Below are 19,184 nucleotides of genomic sequence, written 5' to 3'. Positions count from 1 at the left end.
GGGGAATCGGGAATCGGGAATGGCTAAGCGTGCGCCGTTCCTGGATCGCGTATCCCGGTGATATGGCAGCTGCCGGTTCCGCTTAGATGAGCAAAGGCAGTTTCGCCACGCCCGAGCACACACCGCTGCGCTACCTGGCGCTGGGCGATTCCTACAGCATCGGCGAAGGCGTGGACGCCGACGGACGCTGGCCGATGCAACTGGCCGCGGCGTTGCGCCGCGACGGCATCGCGCTGGCCGATCCGCAGATCGTGGCTACCACCGGCTGGACCACCGACGAACTGGACGCCGGCATCGACACGGCCGCGCCGCAGGGACCGTTCGACCTGGTGACGCTGCTGATCGGCGTCAACAACCAGTACCGCGGCTACCCGCTCGACGACTACCGCGCGCAGTTCGACGCGCTGCTGCAGCGTGCGATCGGTTTCGCCGACGCGCGGCCGCAGCGGGTGCTGGCGGTGTCGATCCCGGATTGGGGCGTGACCGCGTTCGCGCAGCCGCCCGCCCACGATCCGGCGCGCATCGCCGCGCAGATCGACGCCTTCAACGCCGCCGCGCAGGCCTGCTGCGCCGCGCGCGCGGTGCGCTTCGTCGACATCACCGGCTGCAGCCGCGATGGCGGCGGCGACCCGGCGATGCTCGCCGCGGACGGGCTGCATCCGTCGGCGGCGATGTATGCGCGCTGGACCGCGCGGCTGTTGCCGGCGGCACGCGATGCGTTAGCCTAGCTGGCGTACGCCCGCTGCCAAGGACCGACATTGCGCGACGCCAGCACCACCCAGCCCATGACCCGCCCGCAGGCCCTGGCCATCGCCCGCGCCTTCCTGCCCACGCATCCGTTGGGCAACCGCTACGACTACTACTACACGCGCACCAAGCTGCGCACCGATCCGCTGTACCCCGGCGTGCTCGCCGCGCTGCGCGGCACCGACGCGCCGGTGCTGGACCTGGGCTGCGGGCTGGGCCTGCTCGCGCATGCGCTGCGCGCCGACGGCCAGCGCCAGCGCTACCACGGCGTGGACATCGACGCGGCCAAGATCCGCCGCGCCGGCGCCATCGCCGCGCGCAACGGGCTGCAGGACACGCATTTCGCGGTGGTCGACCTGGGCCAGTCCTGGCCCGAGCACCACGGCAGCGTCGCGATCCTGGACGTGCTGCAGTACCTGGACCGCGACATGCAGTCCAACCTGATCCGCAGCGTGGCGCGCATGCTCACGCCCGGCGCCAAACTGGTGATTCGCAGCGGCCTGGGCGATGCCAGCGGCCGCGGCCGCACCAGCCGCATCACCGACGTGCTCGCGCACCTGGCCGGCTGGATGCAGGAGTTGCCCAAGGCCTACCCCACCCGCGACAGCCTGCAGGCCCAGCTCGACGCCGCCGGCCTGCGCGCCAGCTTCGCGCCGCTGTACGGCAACACGCCGTTCAACAACTGGCTGATCGTGGCGGAGCCGCGTTGACGTCGCAGCTGTCGCGCGAACTCCCGGTCTGCACGACCTTCTCGCCGATCGAGGTCCCGCGCGCGAGACAGCAAGCGCCCTCCGCGTCGGCGCGTTCCCCGCTGCAAGCTGCCATGCCGCCGCACAGCGGCATGGAGATGGCCTCCATGCACTGAAGGCTGCAGTGCGCGAAAGACGGCCTCTGGCGGTTCCTGGCGGACGGTTTTCAGGTGTGCGATAGTCCGCCCGACCAGCCACGGACTCGGCAGAGGGACACATGGATGTTGCGCCACTACTGGCAACATTGCGAGGGATCGCTGCGGCTATTCGCTCGTCGTCGCGGCGCCAGACCGCGGACGTGCGACGCATCTTCGCGGACCGCACCGAGATGCACCAGTACTTCGACGCGCAGCACGCGGCAGGCTATGACTGCTTCGTCACTCGCCTGCGAGACGGCTGGGAGGTGCGCAGTTACAAGCGCACCAGATGAAAGCGCAGCCGGGCCTTGCGCCATGCTGCCTGTACTACACCTGCACACGTCGGATGGTCATGCCTTCGCGGCATGCACCGACTACTCCGTGCAGCGAGCGACAGATACCCCTCGGGAGCCTGTCGGCATGCCGCCCCGTGCATGGACACGGCCGCCGCAGCGTATGCGCATCGGCACCACGCCACAGCGCAAGCGGGGAAGCGCGTCCAGCCTCAGGTCGGGCAGATCGTCTCCAGCCCGCGCGCCTGCAACGCCTGCAACACCCCCTCCACGATCGCCGGATTGTGCCCGTGCGCCGCGCCCTCGTGCAGCAGCACGATGGCGCCGGGCTGCAGGTCGCGGGCGATGCGCGCGACGGTGATCGCGGGGTCGCAGCGCACACCGTCGAAGCCGCGCGCGCTCCAGGCCACCCGGGTCAGGCCGTGCTGGCGCAACGGTGCGGCGACGAAGGGGTTGGTCATGCCCACCACCGAGCGGTACCAGCGCGGCGCAGTGCCTGCGATCGCGGCCAGGGTCTGCTGCGCCTGGCCGATTTCCTGCGCCATGCGCCGTGGTCCCAGCGCCCAGAACCACGCCTGCGGGTGATGCTGACTGTGGTTGCCGATGCCGTGGCCGCGGCGCAGGATCTCGTGTACCAGTTGCGGGCGCGCGGCGGCGCGGGCACCGACCAGGAAGAACGTGGCCTTGGCCTGGTGGCGGTCGAGCAGGTCCAGGATCGCCACGGTGTCGTCGGAGGGGCCGTCGTCGATGGTCAGCCACACCCGCGGCGCGCTGCCGGGCAGGCGGTCCAGCACCGGCGCGTACAGCCGCGCCCGCGGCAGGAACACCGGCAACACCAGCGCCGCGTGCGACAGCAGCAGCGCCGGCAGGCCGACTGGCCAGCCATACGCCCACCACAGCCCCGCCACCAGCGCCTGCGAGGCCAGCGCCCAGGGCAGCCAGCGGTACGGGTGGCGCGGGATGCGATGCAGCGTTTCCGGAACTGTCATGCCCCATGATGCCATGCGGCGTAGAATGACCGGTCCGACTCTGCGACGACTGCCTGCCATGTCCCTCGACCCCGCCCTGCGCTCCCGTATCGAAACGCTGCTCAGCTCCAACCGCGTCGTGCTGTTCATGAAAGGCCAGCCGAGCATGCCGCAGTGCGGGTTCTCCGCCAAGGCGGTGGGCGCGCTGAACGAGCTCGGCGTCGACTTCGCCCACGTCAACGTGCTGGCCGACCAGGACATCCGCGAGGGCATCAAGGTCTACGGCGACTGGCCGACCATCCCGCAGCTGTACGTGGACGGCGAGCTGATCGGCGGCAGCGACATCATCCTGCAGATGGCCGGCAGCGGCGAGCTGAGCGAACTGCTCGGCGTGGCCGCGCCGGACCGCACCCCGCCGTCGATCACCATCACCGACGCCGCCGCCGAGATGCTGCGCGGCGCGCTGGCCGACGCCCCGGGCGCGAGCCTGGCGCTGGCGATCGACGCGCAGTTCCAGCCGAACTTCCAGCTGGCGCCGACCGATCCCAACGCCATCGCCGCCGAGTCCAACGGCCTGCGCGTGCAGTTCGACCTGGGCAGCGCGCGCCGCGCCGACGGCATCACCATCGACTGGGTGGACGACATCCGCGGCCGCGGCCTGGCGATCGACAATCCCAATGCGCCCAAGCCGGTGCAGGACCTCAGCCCGCGCGACGCCGACGACCAGGTACGCGCCGGCGGCCTGCTCCTGGTGGACGTGCGTCCGCCGGAAGAGCGCGCGGTGGCAGCGGTCAATGTGCCGTTCCGCACCCTCGACGGCGAGCAGCGCGCGCAACTGGAAGCGCTGCCGAAGGACACCGCGCTGGCCTTCCTGTGCCACCACGGCGGCCGCAGCGCGCAGGCGGCCGAGCATTTCCGCTCGCTTGGCTTCAGCAAGGTGCACAACGTGGTCGGCGGCATCGACGCCTGGACCGACCAGGTCGACGGCAGCGTGCCGAAGTACTGAGTCGGGTACCTCGTGGTTTGCGTCCCGTGCGGACGTGCCGAAAGGGCGATCGAACGATCGCCCTTTTTTGTGCCCGCGCGCCGCGATCGCCACACGCACACGCTCCTACCCTGGGCACACACTCGCCTGGCGTCTTGCGCAAGTGCTGACGGCAGCACCGAAGTCCGGCGCTCCCTGTGGGAGGGACTTCAGTCCCGACTGCAATGAGGTCGAATGCGCCGATGGCTTCGCTCGTCGCGGCTGAAGCCGCTCCCACAAGACGCGAATTCCTTGTTTCTGGTACGCGTACCAGGCGAATGCTGGCGGCCGCGCCAGCAGCCTGATGTCGCCCTGTGGGAAGGACTCCAGTCCCGACTGCAATGAGGTCGAATGCGCCGATGGCTTCGCTCGTCGCGGCTGAAGCCGCTCCCACAAGAAGCGCATTCCTTGTCTCCGCTGCGCGTACCAGGCGAATGCTGGCGCCCGCGCCAGCAGCCTGATGTCGCCCTGTGGGAAGGACTCCAGTCCCGACTGCAATGACATCCGATGCGCCACTGGCTTCGCTGCCATGACGCAGCGAACGCACAGGCCCCCTTCGCTCACCCGGCAAACCCACCCGCATCCAGGAACGCCTGCTCCTCCGGCGTGGTCGTGCGCCCCAGCGCCGCATTGCGGTGCGGGAAACGACCGAAGCGCTGGATCACGTCTTCGTGCACCACCGCCCACTGCAGCGACTCCGCATCGCCGAGCGCGCTGAACAGCTCCACCGCCTGGCGCTGCCGCGCCGCGTCCTCGGCATGCGTGTAGGGCAGATAGAAGAACATCCGCAGTTCCGCGTCGGTCTCCTGGTCGAACCCTGCCGCCAGCGCCTGGTCGGCATAGCGGCAGGCCAGGCCGTCGGTGGCGAAGGCGTGCGCGCTGCCGCGGAACACGTTGCGCGGCACCTGGTCGAGCAACAGCAGCAGCGCCAGTGCGCCCTCGGCGTCGGCCAGCCAGTCGCTGCGTTCGCCGCGCGCGGCGGCGTGATGCGCCTCCAGCAGGTGCTGGCGGACATTGGCGTCGAAGGAGTCGTTGGCGGCGAACCAGCGTTCGCGGCCGGCACTGCGCCAGAAGTCCACGACGGTGCGCGCAGGGGTGTCGGTCATTGCGGTGTCCATGGGGAGAATCGCGCTGCATAACAGGTTCCGCGTCGCGATCCGGTGCAGCCGGGCGCGCCGATGCCGCACCCGCACTTGGCAAGCGCGCCGGCTCGGGCTAGCGTGCGGGCACGGCCGCAAGGGCCGGGTTCATCTTCCGGGGAAAATTCGATGCGTCATCTGTTGCTCGCCTGCCTGGGCGTGGCGTTGTGCGGCCCGGCCGCCGCGGCCTCGCGTTTCGTCGACGATCCCTATCCCAGCACCTATCGCGCGCTGGCGTCGGTGCCGGTGCTGATCGAACACGCCACCGTGCTCACCGGCACCGGCGAGCGCCTGGACGATGCCGACGTGCTGCTGCAGGACGGCCGCGTGCAGGCGGTCGGCCGCGCGCTGGCCGCGCCGGCCAACGCCACCCGCATCGACGGCCACGGCAAGTGGGTCACGCCCGGCATCATCGACGTGCACTCGCACCTGGGCGTGTATCCCAGCCCGGGCGTCAGCGCGCACAGCGACGGCAACGAAGCGACCGCACCGGTGACCCCGAACGTGTGGGCCGAGCATTCGATCTGGCCGCAGGATCCCGGCTTCGGCACCGCGCTGGCCGGTGGCGTCACCGCGCTGCAGGTGCTGCCCGGCTCGGCCAACCTGGTCGGCGGCCGCGGCGTCACCCTCAAGAACGTGCCGGCCACCACCTACCAGGCGATGAAGTTCCCGGGCGCGCCGTGGGGCCTGAAGATGGCCTGCGGCGAGAACCCCAAGCGGGTCTACGGCGAGAAGGGCGGCCCGTCCACGCGCATGGGCAACGTCGCCGGCTACCGCGCCGCCTTCATCGACGCCAGCGAATACCTGCGCAAGAACGCGCCCAAGCAGAAGAGCCCGCCCAAGCGCCACTGGTGGAGCCGCGGCAACGGTGACAACGACAGCAGCGGCGACAGCGGCGGCAAGCGCGACCTCAAGCTGGACACGCTGGCCGGCGCGATCAACGGTGACATCCGCGTGCACATCCACTGCTACCGCGCCGACGAGATGACCACCATGCTCGACCTGGCCAAGGAGTTCGGCTTCAAGATCGCCGCCTTCCACCATGGCGTGGAGGCCTACAAGATCGCCGACCGCCTGGCCCAGGAGAACGTCTGCGGCGCGCTGTGGGCGGACTGGTGGGGCTTCAAGATGGAGGCCTTCGACGGCATCCAGGAGAACATCGCCCTGGTCGACCGCCCCGCCAACGGCTGTGCGATCGTGCACTCGGACTCGGAGGAAGGCATCCAGCGGCTCAACCAGGAAGCGGCCAAGGCGATGGCCGCCGGCCGCCGCGCCGGCATCGACATCCCGCCCGAACGCGCGATCCGCTGGCTGACCAGCAACCCGGCCAAGGCGCTGGGCATCGACAGGCAGACCGGTTCGCTGGAGCCGGGCAAGATGGCCGACGTGGTGCTGTGGAACGGCAACCCCTTCAGCTCCTACGCCCTGGCCGACAAGGTCTACATCGACGGCGCGCAGGTCTACGACCGCGCCGACCGCGGCCTGCAACCGACCTCCGACTTCATGCTCGGCCAGGAGGCTGCCCGATGAGCCGCGCCCTACCCTCGCCCCACCGCCTGGCGCAGCGCCTGGCCCTGGCCGCCTGCCTGCTGCTGGGCAGCGCGCCCGGGTTCGCCCAGGACGTGCTGATCCGCGGCGCCACCGTGCACACCGCCAGCGCCCGCGGCACCCTCGCCAATGCCGACGTGCTGGTCCAGGGCGGGGTGATCCGCGCGGTCGGCCCCGGCCTGAGCGCGCCAGCCGGCGTCGCCGTGGTCGAGGCCAAGGGCCGCCCACTGACCCCGGCGCTGTTCGGCGGCATCACCGAGATCGGCATCGAGGAGGTCTCCGGCGAGGCCTCCACCGTCGACAGCACGCTGACCCTGCCGCACGACCAGCCGATGCGTCCGGAGTTCGACGTGACCCTGGCCTACAACCCCGAATCGGTGCTGATCCCGGTCGCACGCGTGGAAGGCATCGGCTTCACCGCGCTCGGCGCCAACACCGGCGGCGCCTTCGTCGCCGGCCAGGGCGCGGTGATGCGCCTGGACGGCGGCGCCGACCCGATCGGCCCGCGCGCGCTGTACCTGCACCTGGGCAGCGATGCGCTGGAACTGAGCGGCAAGTCGCGCGCGGCGCAGTGGATGCTGCTCGACCAGTTGGTGGCCGAAGCGCGCGGGCGCATGCCCGCCGATTCGCCGCATGCGCTGCTGACCCCGGCCGGACGCGCGGTGCTGGCGCGCTATCTCGCCGGCCAGGGCCGCATCGTGGTGACGGTGAACCGCGCGGCCGACATCCGCCAACTGCTGCGTTGGGCACAACGCGAGAAGGTGCGCATCGCCATCGCCGGCGGCGACGAGGCCTGGAAGCTGGCGCCGGAACTGGCGAAGGCGCAGGTGCCGGTGTTCGTCAACGCGCTGGACGACCTGCCGGCCAGCTTCGACCAGATCGGCGCCACCCTGGAGAACGCCGCGCGCCTCAACGCCGCCGGCGTGGCGGTGAGCTTCACCCAGGGCGGCGACGGCGCGCACAACGCGCGCAAGCAGCGGCAGCTGGCCGGCAACGCGGTCGCACACGGGCTGCCGTGGGACGCCGCCCTGGCCGGCCTGACCCGGGTTCCGGCCGAGGCCTTCGGCGTGGGCGACCGCCTGGGCAGCATCGCCCCGGGCAAGCTCGCCGACCTGGTGCTGTGGGAAGGCGACCCGCTGGACGTGGCGCACTACGCCGAGCAGGTCTGGCTGGGTGGCCGCGCCATCCCGATGCGCTCGCGGCAGACCGAACTGCGCGACCGCTACATGCAGCAGAACGGCGCGCTGCCGAAGGCGTACACGCACTAAACCGCGTCGAGCACACCGGGACGGCATCGCACTGACGATGCCGTCCCGCCGGTGGCGACGCCCCGCAATGCGCACCTGAGCGCTGCCCCACCGCCGCGCGGAAACGGCATCGCGTCCGCGTCCGCGCGCAGTAGGCTGTGCGCCTCGCTGCCGTCGCCCGCGCCGCCATGCCCTGCTTGCTTCGCCTGCTGCTGTGCTGCCTCGCCCTGTACGCCGCGGCACCCGCGCTGGCAAACGCAGCCGATTTCGGCGTCGCTCGGGTCGGCGATCGCTTCGTCGTCGACAGCGGCGCCGATCTGCAGTTCAGCGTGGACGCGCGCACCGGCGACGTGGTCTCCCTGCGCTACCGTGGCGTCGAACTGGAGAGTCCGGAAGCCAAGCACTCGCAGATCGCCTCGGGCCTGGGCAGCGCCCGCGTCGCCGCACGCACTGTCGGCGAGACCATCGTGGTCTCGGCCAGCGCTGGCGACCTGGTGCAGTACTACATGGCGCGCATGGGCCGCGACGCGCTCTACCTGGCCACCTATGCGCCGACCCTGCTGCCGGTCGGCGAACTGCGCTTCATCGCCCGCCTCGACGCAACCAAGCTGCCCGACGCCGAGCGCGAACCGGATTCCAACATCGGCACCGCGATCGAGGGCAAGGACGTATTCCTGCTGCCGGACGGCCGCACCAGCTCCAAGTTCTACTCGGCGCGGCGCGCGATCGACGACAGCGTGCATGGCGTCAGCGGCCCCGGCCTCGCGGTGCGGATGTGGATGGGCGATCGCGAGCACAGCGCGGGCGGGCCGTTCTTCAAGGACATCGCCACGCAGCGGACCGCGCGCACCCACGAGCTGTACAACTACATGTTCTCCAACCACACCCAGACCGAGCCGTACCGCGGCGGCCTGCACGGGGTGTACGTGCTGCAGTTCAGCCGCGGCGGCGCGGCAGCGCAGGTGCCGCCGGACCTGCGCTTCATCGACGCGTCGCTGGGCTTGCAAGGCTTCCTGGGCACGGCGGCGCGCGGCGCGGTGGCCGGCCAGGTCTCCGGCATCGCCGCGGGGCAACCCGCGGTAGTCGCCCTGCGCAACGCGCAGGCGCAGTACTGGACCAGGGCCGATGCCGACGGCCGCTTCCGCATCGCCGGCATCCGCCCCGGCGCTTACCGCATCGCGCTGTACCAGAACGAGCTGGAGGTGGCCCACGCCACCGTGCAGATCGCAGCCGCGGCCACCGCGCAGGCCGAGCTGCACGCGGTGCCGCTGCCGGGCCAGGCGATCTGGCAGATCGGCGATCCCGATGGCACGCCGGCCGGTTTCCGCAACGCCGCGTTGCTGGCGCGCGCGCATCCCTCCGACCGGCGCATGGCGCCATGGGGGCCGCTGACCTATCGCGTGGGCCACGACTCTCTCGACGCATTCCCGGCGGCGCAATGGCGCGGCGTCAACACGCCCACGCGCATCGCCTTCGTGCTCTCGCCCGAGCAGGTCCACGCCTATCGCCTGCGGCTGTTCGTCACCCTGACCCAGGCCGGCGGCCGTCCGCAGCTGCGGGTGAACGATCGCTGGAGCGGACCCGTGCCGCCGCGGCCGGAGCAGCCGGACAGCCGCGGCATCACCCGCGGCACCTACCGCGGCAACAACGCCGTCTATCTGTTCGACATTCCGGCCAGCGCGCTGCAGGCCGGCCTCAACACGCTGGACATCGACGTCGCCTCGGGCTCGCCGGACAATGGTTTCCTCGGCCCGGGCATCGTCTTCGACAGCGTGCAATGGCTCGCGCCGTGAGGCACTGCGGGCAGACGCGCCACACGCGCCGGCGAGGACGTCGCCACGCTGCTACGCTGCGCCCCTGGCCCGACGGAGACATCCCGATGCGCGGTTCGCTGTCCCTCCAGCGCCTGCTGCCGCTGGCGCTGCTGGCCCTGGCCTGCGGCGCCGGCGCCGCGCCGCCCACACCCGGCGTCTACCTCGCCGATGGCGGCGACCGCCTCGACGTGGCGCGCGACGCCGACGGTCTGGGCTTCTCGCTCGACGTCACCGGCGCCAACGGCCATACCTGTGCGCTGGACGGCACGCTGCAGGGCGAACTCGGCTTCACCCGCGCGCACGACGACAATCCCGCGTCGCTGTGCCGCACCCGCCTGCACGCCGAGGGCGACGCCATCCGGGTCGAGGCGCTCACCCCCGACACCTGCCGCGACTACTGCGGCGCACGCGCCTGGTTCGAAGGCGACTACCGACGCGCCGCGCCGGCCTGCGTGCCCGAGGCGGCGGAGGCCACGCGCGCGCGCTTCCTGCGCCAGTACCAGGCCAAGGACTACGCCAACGCCGAACGCACTCTGGCCGCGCTGCTGGACGGCTGCGGCAAGACCCTGTTCTGGCTGGACGCCGCGCAGGTCCGCACCGATCTGGCGCTGACCCAGTATCACCTGGGCGACCGCGCCGGTTGCCTGCGCACGCTGGCACCGGTGCTGGAACGCGCCGGCAGCGGTGCCGAGGACGTGCGCAACAGCCTGCCGCCCAGCGATGCCGACGGGTTCCTGCCGATCGCCCGCGCCGCCTGGCACAACGCGGAACTGTGCAAGGCGCCGCCGCGCTGAGCCAGGCAGGAACGGCGGCGCCCGTGCGGCGCCGTCAGTTGGCGCCGATATTGGCCTGGATCCAGGCCCAGCCGTTGCCGCGCACCACCTCGAAGCCGGCCTCGACCACGTGCAGGTACATCGCGTTGCTGAAGCGCCCGTCCTGCGCGCGGTGCGTGTGCAGCCAGCTCAGGAACGGCTTGATGTCGATGTTGAGATTGCCGTTGCTCGGCAGGGTTGGTTGGCCCGCGGTGTTGTGCGGAATGAAGGTGTAGACGTAGTAGCCGGCGGCGCTGTTCATGCCTTCCCACAGATCGAAGGTGTAGCCGCCGGCGCTGATGACGTTGCTGGCGGTGAGCGTGCCGATCGGGTACGAGTTGTGGCCGCCCCAGATCATCACTTCGGCCTGCGGGATCGCGCTGGAGGACACCGTGCTGTCCCAGCGGAAGAACAGGTCGTAGGCGAAGTCGCCGGCCAGGTTGCTGCCGCCGGACGAGTACGCGAAGGTCGCCGGCAAGGACCGCAGCGCCGAGACCTGCCGCGGGAAGGTGCGGTCGGCAGTGGGATTGAAGCCGTAGTGCGAGCCGCGCAGGATCGCCGGATAGCCGTACAGGCTGGCGTTGGGGAAATTGAAGGTCACGGTCATGCTCGGCGTGCTGCCGCTGTGGAACGTGCCCTGGATGACGTTGTTGGGGTCGTTGAAGTTGTTCACCCAGGCGTACTGGTTGCCGTACACCTGGTACGGCCCGGCCAGCGCCATCGGCGCGATGGCGAGCAGGGCGGTGGCGAACAACGCGCGCAGGGTCCGCGCCCAGCCGCGCGGCGACCTGACGACCGTGGCGGGAAGGCGCGGCGAAGCAGCGGCGGAAACGGAAGCGGAAGCGTGCATGGCGGTCTCTCCTGGGCGTGCAGGGGCAGCGAATCTACTGCCGCGGCGGACGCTAGCAAGGTGCGCGTACCGCGAGCTATGACAAGACCCGCGCATGCCATGCGCCAGCGCAATAGCGCTACCGCGATCCAGGCCACGGCCGCGCGGCGCTTCACAGATATCGCGTGCCAGCGAGATTTCCGCCACGGCATCGTCTACGCATTGCGGTCGCCGGGCGAACGGTCGGCGGCGACATCTCGCACTGCAGCATGCCGATGTACGCAGTCGCAGCGCACGCGAGGTCGCGCTAAGCTGATCGGTCATTGCGGAGAAGCACGATGACGCTGCGCTGGTATTTCGATTTCATCTCGCCGTTTTCCTATCTGCACTGGCAGCAGGTGAAAGCGCTTCCGGAGTTCGCCCGGATCCAGCCGGTGCCGATCGTGTTCGGCGCGGTGCTGGCGCAGCTGCAGACGCGCGGGCCGGCCGAGGTGCCGCACAAGCGCGAGTTCACCTATCGCTTCGTGCAGTGGCAGGCGCAGCAGCAAGGCGTGCCGCTGCGCTTCCCGCCGGCACATCCGTTCAACCCGCTGACGGCGCTGCGCCTGTGCATCGCCGCCGGCACCACGCCGCAGGCCATCGATGCGCTCTTCGACTGGCTGTGGCGCGATGGCCACGCGGGCGACGACGCCGCGACCCTGGCGCCGGTCGGCGAGGCATTGGGGATCGCCGACGTGGCCGCGGCCACCGCCGATGCGCAGGTCAAGGCGCAACTGCGCGCCAACACCGAACAAGCGCTGGCGGCCGGCGTGTTCGGCGTGCCGACCCTGCAGATCGACGACACCCTGCTGTGGGGCAACGACGCGCACCCGCTGATGCGCGCGGTGCTGGCCGACCCGCAACTGCTGCAGCGCGGCGACATGGCGCGCCTGAGCGCGCTGCCGGTCGCGGTGCAGCGCAACGCCTGAGCGGTCGCCATGTCCATCGATCTCCCCAATCACTGGAGCTTCAGCGGATGCGCATCGGCATCGTCGTAGATTCCGCCTGCGACCTGCCGCAGGACTACATCGCCCAGCACGACCTGGTGGTGTTGCCGATCAGCGTGCGCCTCGGCGGCACCGTCCTGGCCGATCGCCGCGACGAAGCCGCGACGCTGGAGTTCCTGCACGCACAGGTCAGCGCGCACGGCGCCGAAGCCGAGACCGTGCCGTACAGCGTGGCGCAGATCCGCGAGCTGTTCCTGAGCCGGCTGGTCATCGACTACGACCACGTGTTCTGCCTGACCATCGCCAAGACCCGCAGCCCGATCCACGAGCACGCGCAGCAGGCCGGCTTCGCCATCCTCAACGACTACAAGCCGATCCGTCAGGCAGCCGGCCACGCCTCGCCGTTCGCGCTGCGCGTGATCGACACCGGGAACCTGTTCGCCGCACAGGCGGTGATCGCCGTCGAGGCGGTGCGGTTGCGTGCCGACGGTGCCGGCGTGCAGGCCATCCGCGAGCGGCTGGAGACGCTGGCCGAGCACACCCACGGCTACATGATCGCGCGCGACCTGTACTACCTGCGCAGCCGCGCGCGCAGCAAGGGCGACCGCAGCGTCGGCCTGCTCAGCGCCGCGCTCGGCTCGGCCCTGGACATCAAGCCGGTGCTGCACTGCCACCGTGGCGAGACCGCGCCGGTGGCCAAGCTCAAGGGCTTCGACCACGCCGTGCAGACCCTGTTCGGCCTGGCCGCCAAGCGCGTGGCCGCAGGGCTGATGACGCCCACGCTGTGCCTGAGCTATGGCGGCGAGCTGGCGGAACTGCGCGCCCTGCCCGGCTACGCGGCGCTGCGCCAGGCCTGCGACAGCCACGGCGTAGAGCTGCAGGAAAGCGTGATGAGCCTGACCGGCATGGTCAATGTCGGCAAGGGTGCGCTGGTGCTGGGCTTCGCCGGGGAGGCGCTGCACTTCGGCTGATCGCCCGCTGGCCGCGTCGACGGCGGGTCGCCGCCGGCTCTGCTAGGCTGCGCCGCTTCGTACCGCCCACAAGAGATGCCCATGGCCGTCACCTACTCGATCAGCCTGCCCGATCCCGCCCGTGCCCGCGGCAGCAACCCGTCGCTGAGCTTCTCCGCGCACGGCGCCGACGCCTTCGCCGAACAGCTGCAGGCCGCCCTCAGCGACCCGGCCTGGTTCGAGCGCTGGCGCGCCATGCAGCCGGAGCCGGACGAGGTCGATCCGGCGCTGGGCGTGACCGATCCGGCAGCACGGGTGACCGGCCGCCAGGACGATCTGCGCATCGACCTGTCCGCCACCACCAGCATCCCCGGCGACATCCTCAAGCAGCGCCTGCGCCTGCTCGCCGGCAGCGGCTGGGAACTGCGCGACGTGCGCTGAGCCGAACGGCACGGCCGCCGCGCTGCGGTGGCCGATGCGTCTGCTGCGCCGCTGCTAGGACGCCACCACCGCCCGGCGCGGCCAGGACCAGCGCAGATTGACCGCCAGCGTCCCCAGCACGATCAGCGCCAGGCCCAGCCACTGCACCGGCACCAGCCGGTGGCCGTACAGCAGGTAGTCCAGCAGCAGCGTCACCAGCGGGTAGACGAAGGCGACCACCGCGATCGCCGCCACGTGCAGGTGCCGGTAGGCGCTGTAGAACAGCACGTACACCACGCCGCTGTGGATCACCCCCAGGCCGATCAGCCAGAACCAGTGGCGACCCGGGTGCAACGCGGCGCCGCTGGAGAAGCCGGCCAGCATCGCCGCACCGACCCAGCACTGCACGGTCACCACCGCCAGCGGCCGCTCGCGACTGATCCGCCGCGACATCAGCAACGACGCGCCGCACAGCAGCGCGCCCAGCAGGGTCAACGCGATCCCGCCCAGGTAGCCGCGGTCGGCGCTGGACCACAGCCGCAGCGGGTCCGCCGAACAGGCCACGCCGACGAAAGCCAGCAGGGTCCAGCCCAGGTCGGAACGGCGGCTGCGCTCGCCCTGCAGCAACGCCGCCAGGATCAGCATGACGAACGGGAACACGTGGTAGACCATGGTCGCCACGCCGATCGACGAACGCGCCATGCCGGCGAACAGCGCCACCCAGTTGAGCACCAGCAACACGCCACTGAGCGCCGCGTCGCGCAACAGCGCGCGCTCGCGCCAGAGGCCGCGCAACTGCCCGCCGAGCAGGCCGCACACGGTCAGGAACAGCGCGCCGAACAGGCAGCGGTAGAACACCGCGGTCACCGGATCCTGGCCGCTCTCGTGCACGAACACGCCGACCGAACCGATCAGCACCTCGGCCAGCAGCAACTGCCACAGTGCCCGCCGGGACGCGCCCGCGGATGTCGCGACGGCGGCGCTCACAGCGCGATGCTCCCGTGCAGGTACTGCACCGCCGCGCCACGCACCTGCACGTGGTCCGGCAGCACCCGGCACTCCAGTTCGCCGCCGCGCGCAGACGCCTGCCACGCACGCAGGTCGCACTTGCCCAGGCGCTGCGCCCACAGCGGCGCCAGCGCGGCGTGGATCGAGCCGGTCACCGGATCCTCGACGCCGCCGTTGGCCGGCCAGAAATAACGCGAGACGAAATCGTGCTCGCGCCCGGGCGCAGTGACCGCGACATCGCGCGGTGCCAGCGCCAGCATCCGCGCCAGGTCCGGCACCACCGCGCGCACCTGGTCTTCGTCCGCGTACACGGCAATGTAGGCCTGGTCGTTGCGGTACGCCGCCTGCGGCGCGATCGACAACGCCTGCGCGAGTGCCTGCGGCACCGCCGCCAGCGCGGCCGGCGCCTGGTTCGGAAAGCGCAGGACGAAGCGCCCGTCGGCCTCGCGGTCCACCCCCAGTTCGCCGACCGCCGCGGCACGGAACCGCAACGGCAGCGGCGCCAGGCCCTGGGTGGCGACAACGAAAGCGCTGGCCAAGGTGGCATGGCCGCAGAACCCCACTTCGCGCAGCGGCGAGAACCAACGGATCGCGAACGCGCCATCGGCCTCGCGCACGAAGAACGCGGTCTCCGACAGATTGTTCTCGCTGGCGATGGCCTGCATCAGCGCGTCCGGCAACCACGCCTGCAGCGGCACCACCGCGGCCGGGTTGCCGCGGAACCGCACCGTGGTGAAGGCATCGACGATGGACAGCGGCAGTTGCACGCGCGGCCTCGGGAATGGGGAAGGACGCGGCCAGTGTGCGCCGGGGTGGGCGACCAGCACAGAGTCAGATACGCTGCAAATCGACCGATACAGATGAGGCCGCCGCATGCGCCTGTACGAAGCCCTCGCCAGCCAGCTGCGCGAACAGATCGCGCAGGGCACGCTGCGCGCCGGCGAGCGCCTGCCGTCGATCCGGCAACTGGCCGCCGGCCACGGCATCAGCGCCGCCACCGCGGTACAGGCCTGCCTGCAACTGGAACGCGAAGGCCGGGTGCAGGCGCGGCCGCGCTCGGGCTACTTCGTGCGCGCCGCCGCGACACCGCAGCCGGCCGCTGCCGGCCCATCGCGGCGGCGCGCGCCGGGCACGGTCGCCAATCCGGCGCTGCAGGGCGTGCTGGACATGCTCGCGCGCTCTGACCTGGTGCCGCTGCACACTGCCACGCCGGCGGCGGCGCTGCTGCCCGGCGCGCATCTGGCCAGCGCGCTGGCGCGACAATTACGCCGCCAGCGCAGCGCCGCGCTCGACTACGCACCGCCGCAAGGCCATGCCGCGCTGCGCCGGCAGATCGCGCAGCGTTACGCGCACTGCGCCACCGCCGTCGCCGCCGACGAGGTGGTGGTGACCGCCGGCGCGATGGAGGCGATCAGCCTGGCCCTGCGCACGCTCACCGCGCCCGGCGACGTGGTGCTGGTCGAGACCCCGACCTACCACGGCATCCTGCAGGCGGTGGCGGCGCTGCGGCTGAAGGTGCTGGAAGTGCCCAACCGTCCGGGCCAGGGCATCGACGCCGCACGCCTGGACGCGCTGCTGCAGCGCACCGCGGCGCGCGCCGCGGTGCTGGTGCCGAACTTCAACAACCCGCTGGGCAGCCTCACCCCAGATGCCGCCAAGCGCGCCCTGCTGGACAGTTGCGCGCGCCACGGCACGGTGGTGATCGAGGACGACATCTACGGCGAACTCGACTGGTCGGGGCAGCGCCCACGGCCTCTGCGCCATTTCGACACGCACGGCAACGTGATCACCTGCGGCGCCTTCTCCAAGGTGCTGGCGCCCGGCCTGCGCGTGGGCTGGCTGCTCGGTGGCGCCTGGACCGACGCGCTGGTGCGCGCCAAGTACTTCTCCACCATCGGCGGCGCCAGCCTGCCGCAACTGGCCCTGGCCGACTACCTGCAGCGGCACGACCTGGAACGGCACCTGCGCAAGCTGCGCCGCACCCTGGCCGACAACGGCCAGCGCCTGCGCGAGGCGGTGCTGCGGCACTGGCCGGCCGGCACCCGCATCGGCGACCCGGCCGGCGGCCTGTCGCTGTTGCTGCAACTGGCCGACGCCGGCAGCGGCCAGGCGCTGTTCGAGGCCGCTCTCGCCGAGGGCATCGGCACCTCGCCCGGGCACCTGTTCTCCAGCCGCGGCGACTATGCCGACCACCTGCGGCTGAGCTGCGGGCAGCCGTGGAGCGAGACGCTGGAAGATGCAATGCGGCGGCTGGGCAAACTGGCCGCGCGACTGCCGCGCTAGCGCCGCGTCCAGCGCCGCACCGCGGTCCCGATGCGAAGTTCGCTCCCAGCGCTTGCTCGCACCGCGGCTGCAAGGCACCCTGCGCCGCCTCCGAGCGACGCCATGCATGCAGCTCCACATGCGCGCCGACCGGTCGCGGCGATCGCCCCGCATGCGACACGACCGCGGTGGCCGCATCCGACGCAATGGCGTGACCGCGATCGACGATAGCCAGGAGCGGCGTGCGCTACGGCGTTGCCGCGCCGATCGCCAGCGCCACGCAGGCGCCGACCAGGGTGCAGGCGAGCATCGCCACGGGGCTGAGCGGGCTGCGCCAGCGCGGCCAGGGGAGCAGCAGGATGCGACGGCAAGACATGGCGCGGCTCCGATTCAGGGACGTGGCGAGGGCGAACCCTGCGGAATCTAGCCAGCGCCGGTCTCAGCAGGCGCGAACGCGATCGCACAACCGCGGGTCGGGCGGTGCGGCGCACCTGATTGTTTACGAGACCGGCCACGTCGCGGCCGCGGCGGTCACCGGGCTGTCATGTGTGTGCTCGGCGAGCCTCGCATGCATCGCGCGCCTGTGGCCGCCTTGCCACCGCGCAGAACGGCCACGGACGACAAGGCGGGAACGCTGCGATCGGCAGCGCAACGCGCGGCCCCCTGCCCGGCGGGCCGCGTCGCGCGGCCGCCGGTGGAGCGCGCTCAGCCCTGCAGGGCGCGCGCGTGGAATGCGATGTGCTCGCCGATGAAGCTGCCGATGAAGTAGTAGCTGTGGTCGTAGCCGGGCTGCACGCGCAGGGTCAGCGGGTAGCCGGCGGCCTCGGCGGCGGCCTGCAGCAACTGCGGGCGCAACTGCTTCTCGAGGAACTCGTCGCCGCCCCCCTGGTCGATCAGCAGCGGCAGGCGCTCGCTGGCACTGCCGATCAGCACGCTGGCGTCGTAGGCCTGCCACTGCGTGCGGTCCTCGCCCAGGTAGGCGGTGAATGCCTTCTCGCCCCACGGCACCTGCGTGGGCGCCACGATCGGCGAGAACGCCGACACGCTGCGGTAGCGGCCGGGATTCTTCAGCGCGATCACCAGGGCGCCGTGGCCGCCCATCGAATGCCCGCTGATCGCGCGCCGGCCGTTGTGCGGGAACTGCGCCTCGATCAGCGCCGGCAGTTCCTGCACCACGTAGTCGTACATGCGGTAGTGCGCGTCCCACGGCGCCTGGGTGGCGTTGACGTAGAAGCCGGCGCCCTTGCCCAGGTCGTAGCCCTCGGCGTCGGCGACCTGCTCGCCGCGCGGGCTGGTGTCGGGCGCGACCAGGATCACGCCATGCTCGGCCGCATAGCGCTGCGCACCGGCCTTGGTGATGAAGTTCTGCTCGGTGCAGGTCAGGCCGCTAAGCCAGTACAGCACCGGCAGCGTGGTGTGCTCGGCCTGCGGCGGCAGGTACACGGCCACCTGCATGGGGCAGCCGAGCACAGCCGAGTCGTGGCGATAGACGTCCTGCCAGCCGCCGCAGCAGGCGTGGTGTTCGATACGTTCCATGGGCAGTTCCGGGAAGAGGGCCTGCGGCCGCGACCGGCCGCAGGCGGGGTGCCGCGACGCGTCGACCGGCGACGCGCGCGGCAGCGGGCTTCAGTGCAGCACGCCGTTCTTGCGCGCCACGTGGGTGGAGATCGCGTCCATCAGCGGCGGCGACAGGCAGTCGTACGGTTCCAGCTTCAGTTCGCGCAGGCGGTTGCGCACCCCGTCCATCGCCTCCGGACGCGTGCCGCTCTCGATGATCGACGACACGAAGGCGGCGAACCCCGGCGCCGACCAGCCCTGCTGCGGCGACAGTTCCGTATGCACGAAATCCAGACCGTAGAACGGATGCTCGGTGTTCTCGATGCGGCCGTACATGTGCACACCGCAGCCGGTGCAAGCGTGACGGCGGATGGTCGCGCTCTCGTCCACCACCTTCAGCTTCTCCTCGTGCGCCGTCACCTTGACCTTGTCGCGCGCCACCACCGCCACCACCGAGAAGGTCGCGCCCTTCGGCTTCCAGCACTTGGTACAGCCACAGGCGTGGTTGTGCGCGGTCTGCGCGCCCACTTCCACCACCACCTTGTCGCTGGCGCAATGGCATTCCAGGGTACCGCCCTGGAAATGCTCCGCGCCGGCACGCACGCCGGCATCCACCGACGGATGAATCGTCACAGTACTCATCTTGCCCCCTTCCCGGGTTCGTTGTGTCGCTGCAATGCGCGGAAACGGCCGC

20 protein-coding genes are annotated in these 19,184 nt (G+C 71.2%); 12 read left to right on the top strand and 8 right to left on the bottom strand.

All coding sequences use genetic code 11. The annotated features are described in order from the left end of the window. Positions 1-86: 86 nt before the first annotated feature. From SLW56_RS12670 to SLW56_RS12660, 3 genes are all read left to right on the top strand, one after another. Positions 87-728, top strand: coding sequence for an SGNH/GDSL hydrolase family protein (locus SLW56_RS12670; RefSeq protein WP_295918884.1), 642 nt, complete (start codon positions 87-89; stop codon positions 726-728). A 57-nt stretch (positions 729-785) separates the two neighbouring features. Next, on the top strand, positions 786-1,457 hold the full coding sequence (locus SLW56_RS12665; RefSeq protein ID WP_017910897.1) for a methyltransferase domain-containing protein: 672 nt from the start codon (positions 786-788) through the stop codon (positions 1,455-1,457). Positions 1,458-1,713: 256 nt separating this feature from the next. Next, on the top strand, positions 1,714-1,926 hold the full coding sequence (locus SLW56_RS12660; protein ID WP_223875707.1) for a hypothetical protein: 213 nt from the start codon (positions 1,714-1,716) through the stop codon (positions 1,924-1,926). A gap of 212 nt (positions 1,927-2,138) precedes the next feature. Here the strand turns inward: SLW56_RS12660 and SLW56_RS12655 are convergent, their stop codons facing one another. Next, on the bottom strand, positions 2,139-2,930 hold the full coding sequence (locus SLW56_RS12655; protein WP_320694939.1) for a polysaccharide deacetylase family protein: 792 nt from the start codon (positions 2,928-2,930) through the stop codon (positions 2,139-2,141). 43 nt (positions 2,931-2,973) lie between these two features. Here SLW56_RS12655 and grxD point away from each other — a divergent pair, with 43 nt between their 5' ends. Beyond that, a complete protein-coding gene (gene grxD, locus SLW56_RS12650; protein WP_267099677.1) occupies positions 2,974-3,900 on the top strand; it encodes a Grx4 family monothiol glutaredoxin in 927 nt (308 codons plus the stop codon). Positions 3,901-4,478: 578 nt separating this feature from the next. On the opposite strand, the gene SLW56_RS12645 is transcribed toward grxD, so the two are convergent. Continuing rightward, complete coding sequence (locus tag SLW56_RS12645; RefSeq protein WP_295928337.1) at positions 4,479-5,024, bottom strand: DUF924 family protein; 546 nt, start codon at positions 5,022-5,024, stop codon at positions 4,479-4,481. A 162-nt stretch (positions 5,025-5,186) separates the two neighbouring features. Between SLW56_RS12645 and SLW56_RS12640 the strand changes: the two genes are divergently transcribed. The 4 genes from SLW56_RS12640 (at position 5,187) to SLW56_RS12625 (ending at position 10,460) form a co-directional block, all read left to right on the top strand. Continuing rightward, the gene (locus SLW56_RS12640; protein ID WP_320694938.1) at positions 5,187-6,587 is read left to right on the top strand and encodes an amidohydrolase; all 1,401 of its coding nucleotides are present in this window, start codon (positions 5,187-5,189) and stop codon (positions 6,585-6,587) included. Further along, complete coding sequence (locus SLW56_RS12635; RefSeq protein ID WP_150410724.1) at positions 6,584-7,873, top strand: amidohydrolase family protein; 1,290 nt, start codon at positions 6,584-6,586, stop codon at positions 7,871-7,873. Before SLW56_RS12640 ends, SLW56_RS12635 begins: the two co-directional genes overlap by 4 nt. 167 nt (positions 7,874-8,040) lie before the next feature. Beyond that, positions 8,041-9,645, top strand: a complete 1,605-nt coding sequence (locus SLW56_RS12630) for a rhamnogalacturonan lyase B N-terminal domain-containing protein (protein ID WP_320694937.1) — start codon at positions 8,041-8,043, stop codon at positions 9,643-9,645. A gap of 86 nt (positions 9,646-9,731) precedes the next feature. Then, entirely contained in the window at positions 9,732-10,460 is a 729-nt protein-coding gene (locus tag SLW56_RS12625; RefSeq protein ID WP_320694936.1) for a hypothetical protein, read from the top strand. A 34-nt stretch (positions 10,461-10,494) separates the two neighbouring features. Here the strand turns inward: SLW56_RS12625 and SLW56_RS12620 are convergent, their stop codons facing one another. Then, entirely contained in the window at positions 10,495-11,328 is an 834-nt protein-coding gene (locus tag SLW56_RS12620) for a cellulase (RefSeq protein ID WP_026144748.1), read from the bottom strand. A 317-nt stretch (positions 11,329-11,645) separates the two neighbouring features. Between SLW56_RS12620 and SLW56_RS12615 the strand changes: the two genes are divergently transcribed. The 3 genes from SLW56_RS12615 (at position 11,646) to SLW56_RS12605 (ending at position 13,684) form a co-directional block, all read left to right on the top strand. Continuing rightward, positions 11,646-12,275: a DsbA family protein gene (locus SLW56_RS12615; RefSeq protein ID WP_320694935.1), complete on the top strand. Its 630-nt coding sequence runs from the start codon at positions 11,646-11,648 to the stop codon at positions 12,273-12,275. Positions 12,276-12,322: 47 nt separating this feature from the next. After that, positions 12,323-13,264 carry a DegV family protein gene (locus SLW56_RS12610; RefSeq protein ID WP_320694934.1) on the top strand — a complete coding sequence of 314 codons (942 nt, stop codon included), beginning with the start codon at positions 12,323-12,325 and terminating at the stop codon, positions 13,262-13,264. Between the two features lie 81 nt (positions 13,265-13,345). Continuing rightward, positions 13,346-13,684 (top strand): hypothetical protein, encoded by a 339-nt coding sequence (locus SLW56_RS12605; RefSeq protein WP_017913202.1) that lies wholly within the window; start codon positions 13,346-13,348, stop codon positions 13,682-13,684. Positions 13,685-13,738: 54 nt separating this feature from the next. On the opposite strand, the gene SLW56_RS12600 is transcribed toward SLW56_RS12605, so the two are convergent. Both SLW56_RS12600 and SLW56_RS12595 read right to left on the bottom strand, forming a co-directional pair. Next, a complete protein-coding gene (locus SLW56_RS12600; protein ID WP_152237850.1) occupies positions 13,739-14,650 on the bottom strand; it encodes a DMT family transporter in 912 nt (303 codons plus the stop codon). Beyond that, positions 14,647-15,432: a PhzF family phenazine biosynthesis protein gene (locus SLW56_RS12595; protein ID WP_320694965.1), complete on the bottom strand. Its 786-nt coding sequence runs from the start codon at positions 15,430-15,432 to the stop codon at positions 14,647-14,649. Before SLW56_RS12595 ends, SLW56_RS12600 begins: the two co-directional genes overlap by 4 nt. Positions 15,433-15,544: 112 nt before the next feature. Here SLW56_RS12595 and SLW56_RS12590 point away from each other — a divergent pair, with 112 nt between their 5' ends. After that, positions 15,545-16,954: a PLP-dependent aminotransferase family protein gene (locus tag SLW56_RS12590; protein WP_152237852.1), complete on the top strand. Its 1,410-nt coding sequence runs from the start codon at positions 15,545-15,547 to the stop codon at positions 16,952-16,954. 226 nt (positions 16,955-17,180) lie between these two features. On the opposite strand, the gene SLW56_RS12585 is transcribed toward SLW56_RS12590, so the two are convergent. From SLW56_RS12585 to gfa, 3 genes are all read right to left on the bottom strand, one after another. Next, positions 17,181-17,309: a hypothetical protein gene (locus tag SLW56_RS12585; protein WP_017908007.1), complete on the bottom strand. Its 129-nt coding sequence runs from the start codon at positions 17,307-17,309 to the stop codon at positions 17,181-17,183. 329 nt (positions 17,310-17,638) lie between these two features. Continuing rightward, a complete protein-coding gene (fghA, locus tag SLW56_RS12580) occupies positions 17,639-18,469 on the bottom strand; it encodes an S-formylglutathione hydrolase (protein WP_267103732.1) in 831 nt (276 codons plus the stop codon). 90 nt (positions 18,470-18,559) lie between these two features. Then, a complete protein-coding gene (gfa, locus tag SLW56_RS12575; protein ID WP_026143453.1) occupies positions 18,560-19,132 on the bottom strand; it encodes an S-(hydroxymethyl)glutathione synthase in 573 nt (190 codons plus the stop codon). Between the last annotated feature and the right edge of the window lie 52 nt (positions 19,133-19,184).

The sequence above is a fragment of the Xanthomonas sp. LF07-6 genome, from assembly GCF_034105445.1.
Taxonomy (GTDB): Bacteria; Pseudomonadota; Gammaproteobacteria; order Xanthomonadales; family Xanthomonadaceae; genus Xanthomonas_A; species Xanthomonas_A sontii.
The sequence above is the reverse complement of the archived record's forward strand: the minus strand, read 5'-3'. Positions and strand labels throughout refer to the sequence as shown.

What these genes read in the sequence shown, in the direction of transcription:
- gfa (WP_026143453.1), bottom strand. Translation starts at nt 19,132, where the DNA reads ATGAGTACTGTGACGATTCATCCGTCGGTGGATGCCGGCGTGCGTGCC.
- grxD (WP_267099677.1), top strand. Translation starts at nt 2,974, where the DNA reads ATGTCCCTCGACCCCGCCCTGCGCTCCCGTATCGAAACGCTGCTCAGC.
- SLW56_RS12640 (WP_320694938.1), top strand. Translation starts at nt 5,187, where the DNA reads ATGCGTCATCTGTTGCTCGCCTGCCTGGGCGTGGCGTTGTGCGGCCCG.
- SLW56_RS12620 (WP_026144748.1), bottom strand. Translation starts at nt 11,328, where the DNA reads ATGCACGCTTCCGCTTCCGTTTCCGCCGCTGCTTCGCCGCGCCTTCCC.
- SLW56_RS12665 (WP_017910897.1), top strand. Translation starts at nt 786, where the DNA reads ATGACCCGCCCGCAGGCCCTGGCCATCGCCCGCGCCTTCCTGCCCACG.
- SLW56_RS12625 (WP_320694936.1), top strand. Translation starts at nt 9,732, where the DNA reads ATGCGCGGTTCGCTGTCCCTCCAGCGCCTGCTGCCGCTGGCGCTGCTG.
- SLW56_RS12630 (WP_320694937.1), top strand. Translation starts at nt 8,041, where the DNA reads ATGCCCTGCTTGCTTCGCCTGCTGCTGTGCTGCCTCGCCCTGTACGCC.
- SLW56_RS12655 (WP_320694939.1), bottom strand. Translation starts at nt 2,930, where the DNA reads ATGGCATCATGGGGCATGACAGTTCCGGAAACGCTGCATCGCATCCCG.
- SLW56_RS12585 (WP_017908007.1), bottom strand. Translation starts at nt 17,309, where the DNA reads ATGTCTTGCCGTCGCATCCTGCTGCTCCCCTGGCCGCGCTGGCGCAGC.
- SLW56_RS12610 (WP_320694934.1), top strand. Translation starts at nt 12,323, where the DNA reads ATGCGCATCGGCATCGTCGTAGATTCCGCCTGCGACCTGCCGCAGGAC.
- SLW56_RS12590 (WP_152237852.1), top strand. Translation starts at nt 15,545, where the DNA reads ATGCGCCTGTACGAAGCCCTCGCCAGCCAGCTGCGCGAACAGATCGCG.
- SLW56_RS12615 (WP_320694935.1), top strand. Translation starts at nt 11,646, where the DNA reads ATGACGCTGCGCTGGTATTTCGATTTCATCTCGCCGTTTTCCTATCTG.
- fghA (WP_267103732.1), bottom strand. Translation starts at nt 18,469, where the DNA reads ATGGAACGTATCGAACACCACGCCTGCTGCGGCGGCTGGCAGGACGTC.
- SLW56_RS12635 (WP_150410724.1), top strand. Translation starts at nt 6,584, where the DNA reads ATGAGCCGCGCCCTACCCTCGCCCCACCGCCTGGCGCAGCGCCTGGCC.
- SLW56_RS12660 (WP_223875707.1), top strand. Translation starts at nt 1,714, where the DNA reads ATGGATGTTGCGCCACTACTGGCAACATTGCGAGGGATCGCTGCGGCT.
- SLW56_RS12670 (WP_295918884.1), top strand. Translation starts at nt 87, where the DNA reads ATGAGCAAAGGCAGTTTCGCCACGCCCGAGCACACACCGCTGCGCTAC.
- SLW56_RS12605 (WP_017913202.1), top strand. Translation starts at nt 13,346, where the DNA reads ATGGCCGTCACCTACTCGATCAGCCTGCCCGATCCCGCCCGTGCCCGC.
- SLW56_RS12645 (WP_295928337.1), bottom strand. Translation starts at nt 5,024, where the DNA reads ATGACCGACACCCCTGCGCGCACCGTCGTGGACTTCTGGCGCAGTGCC.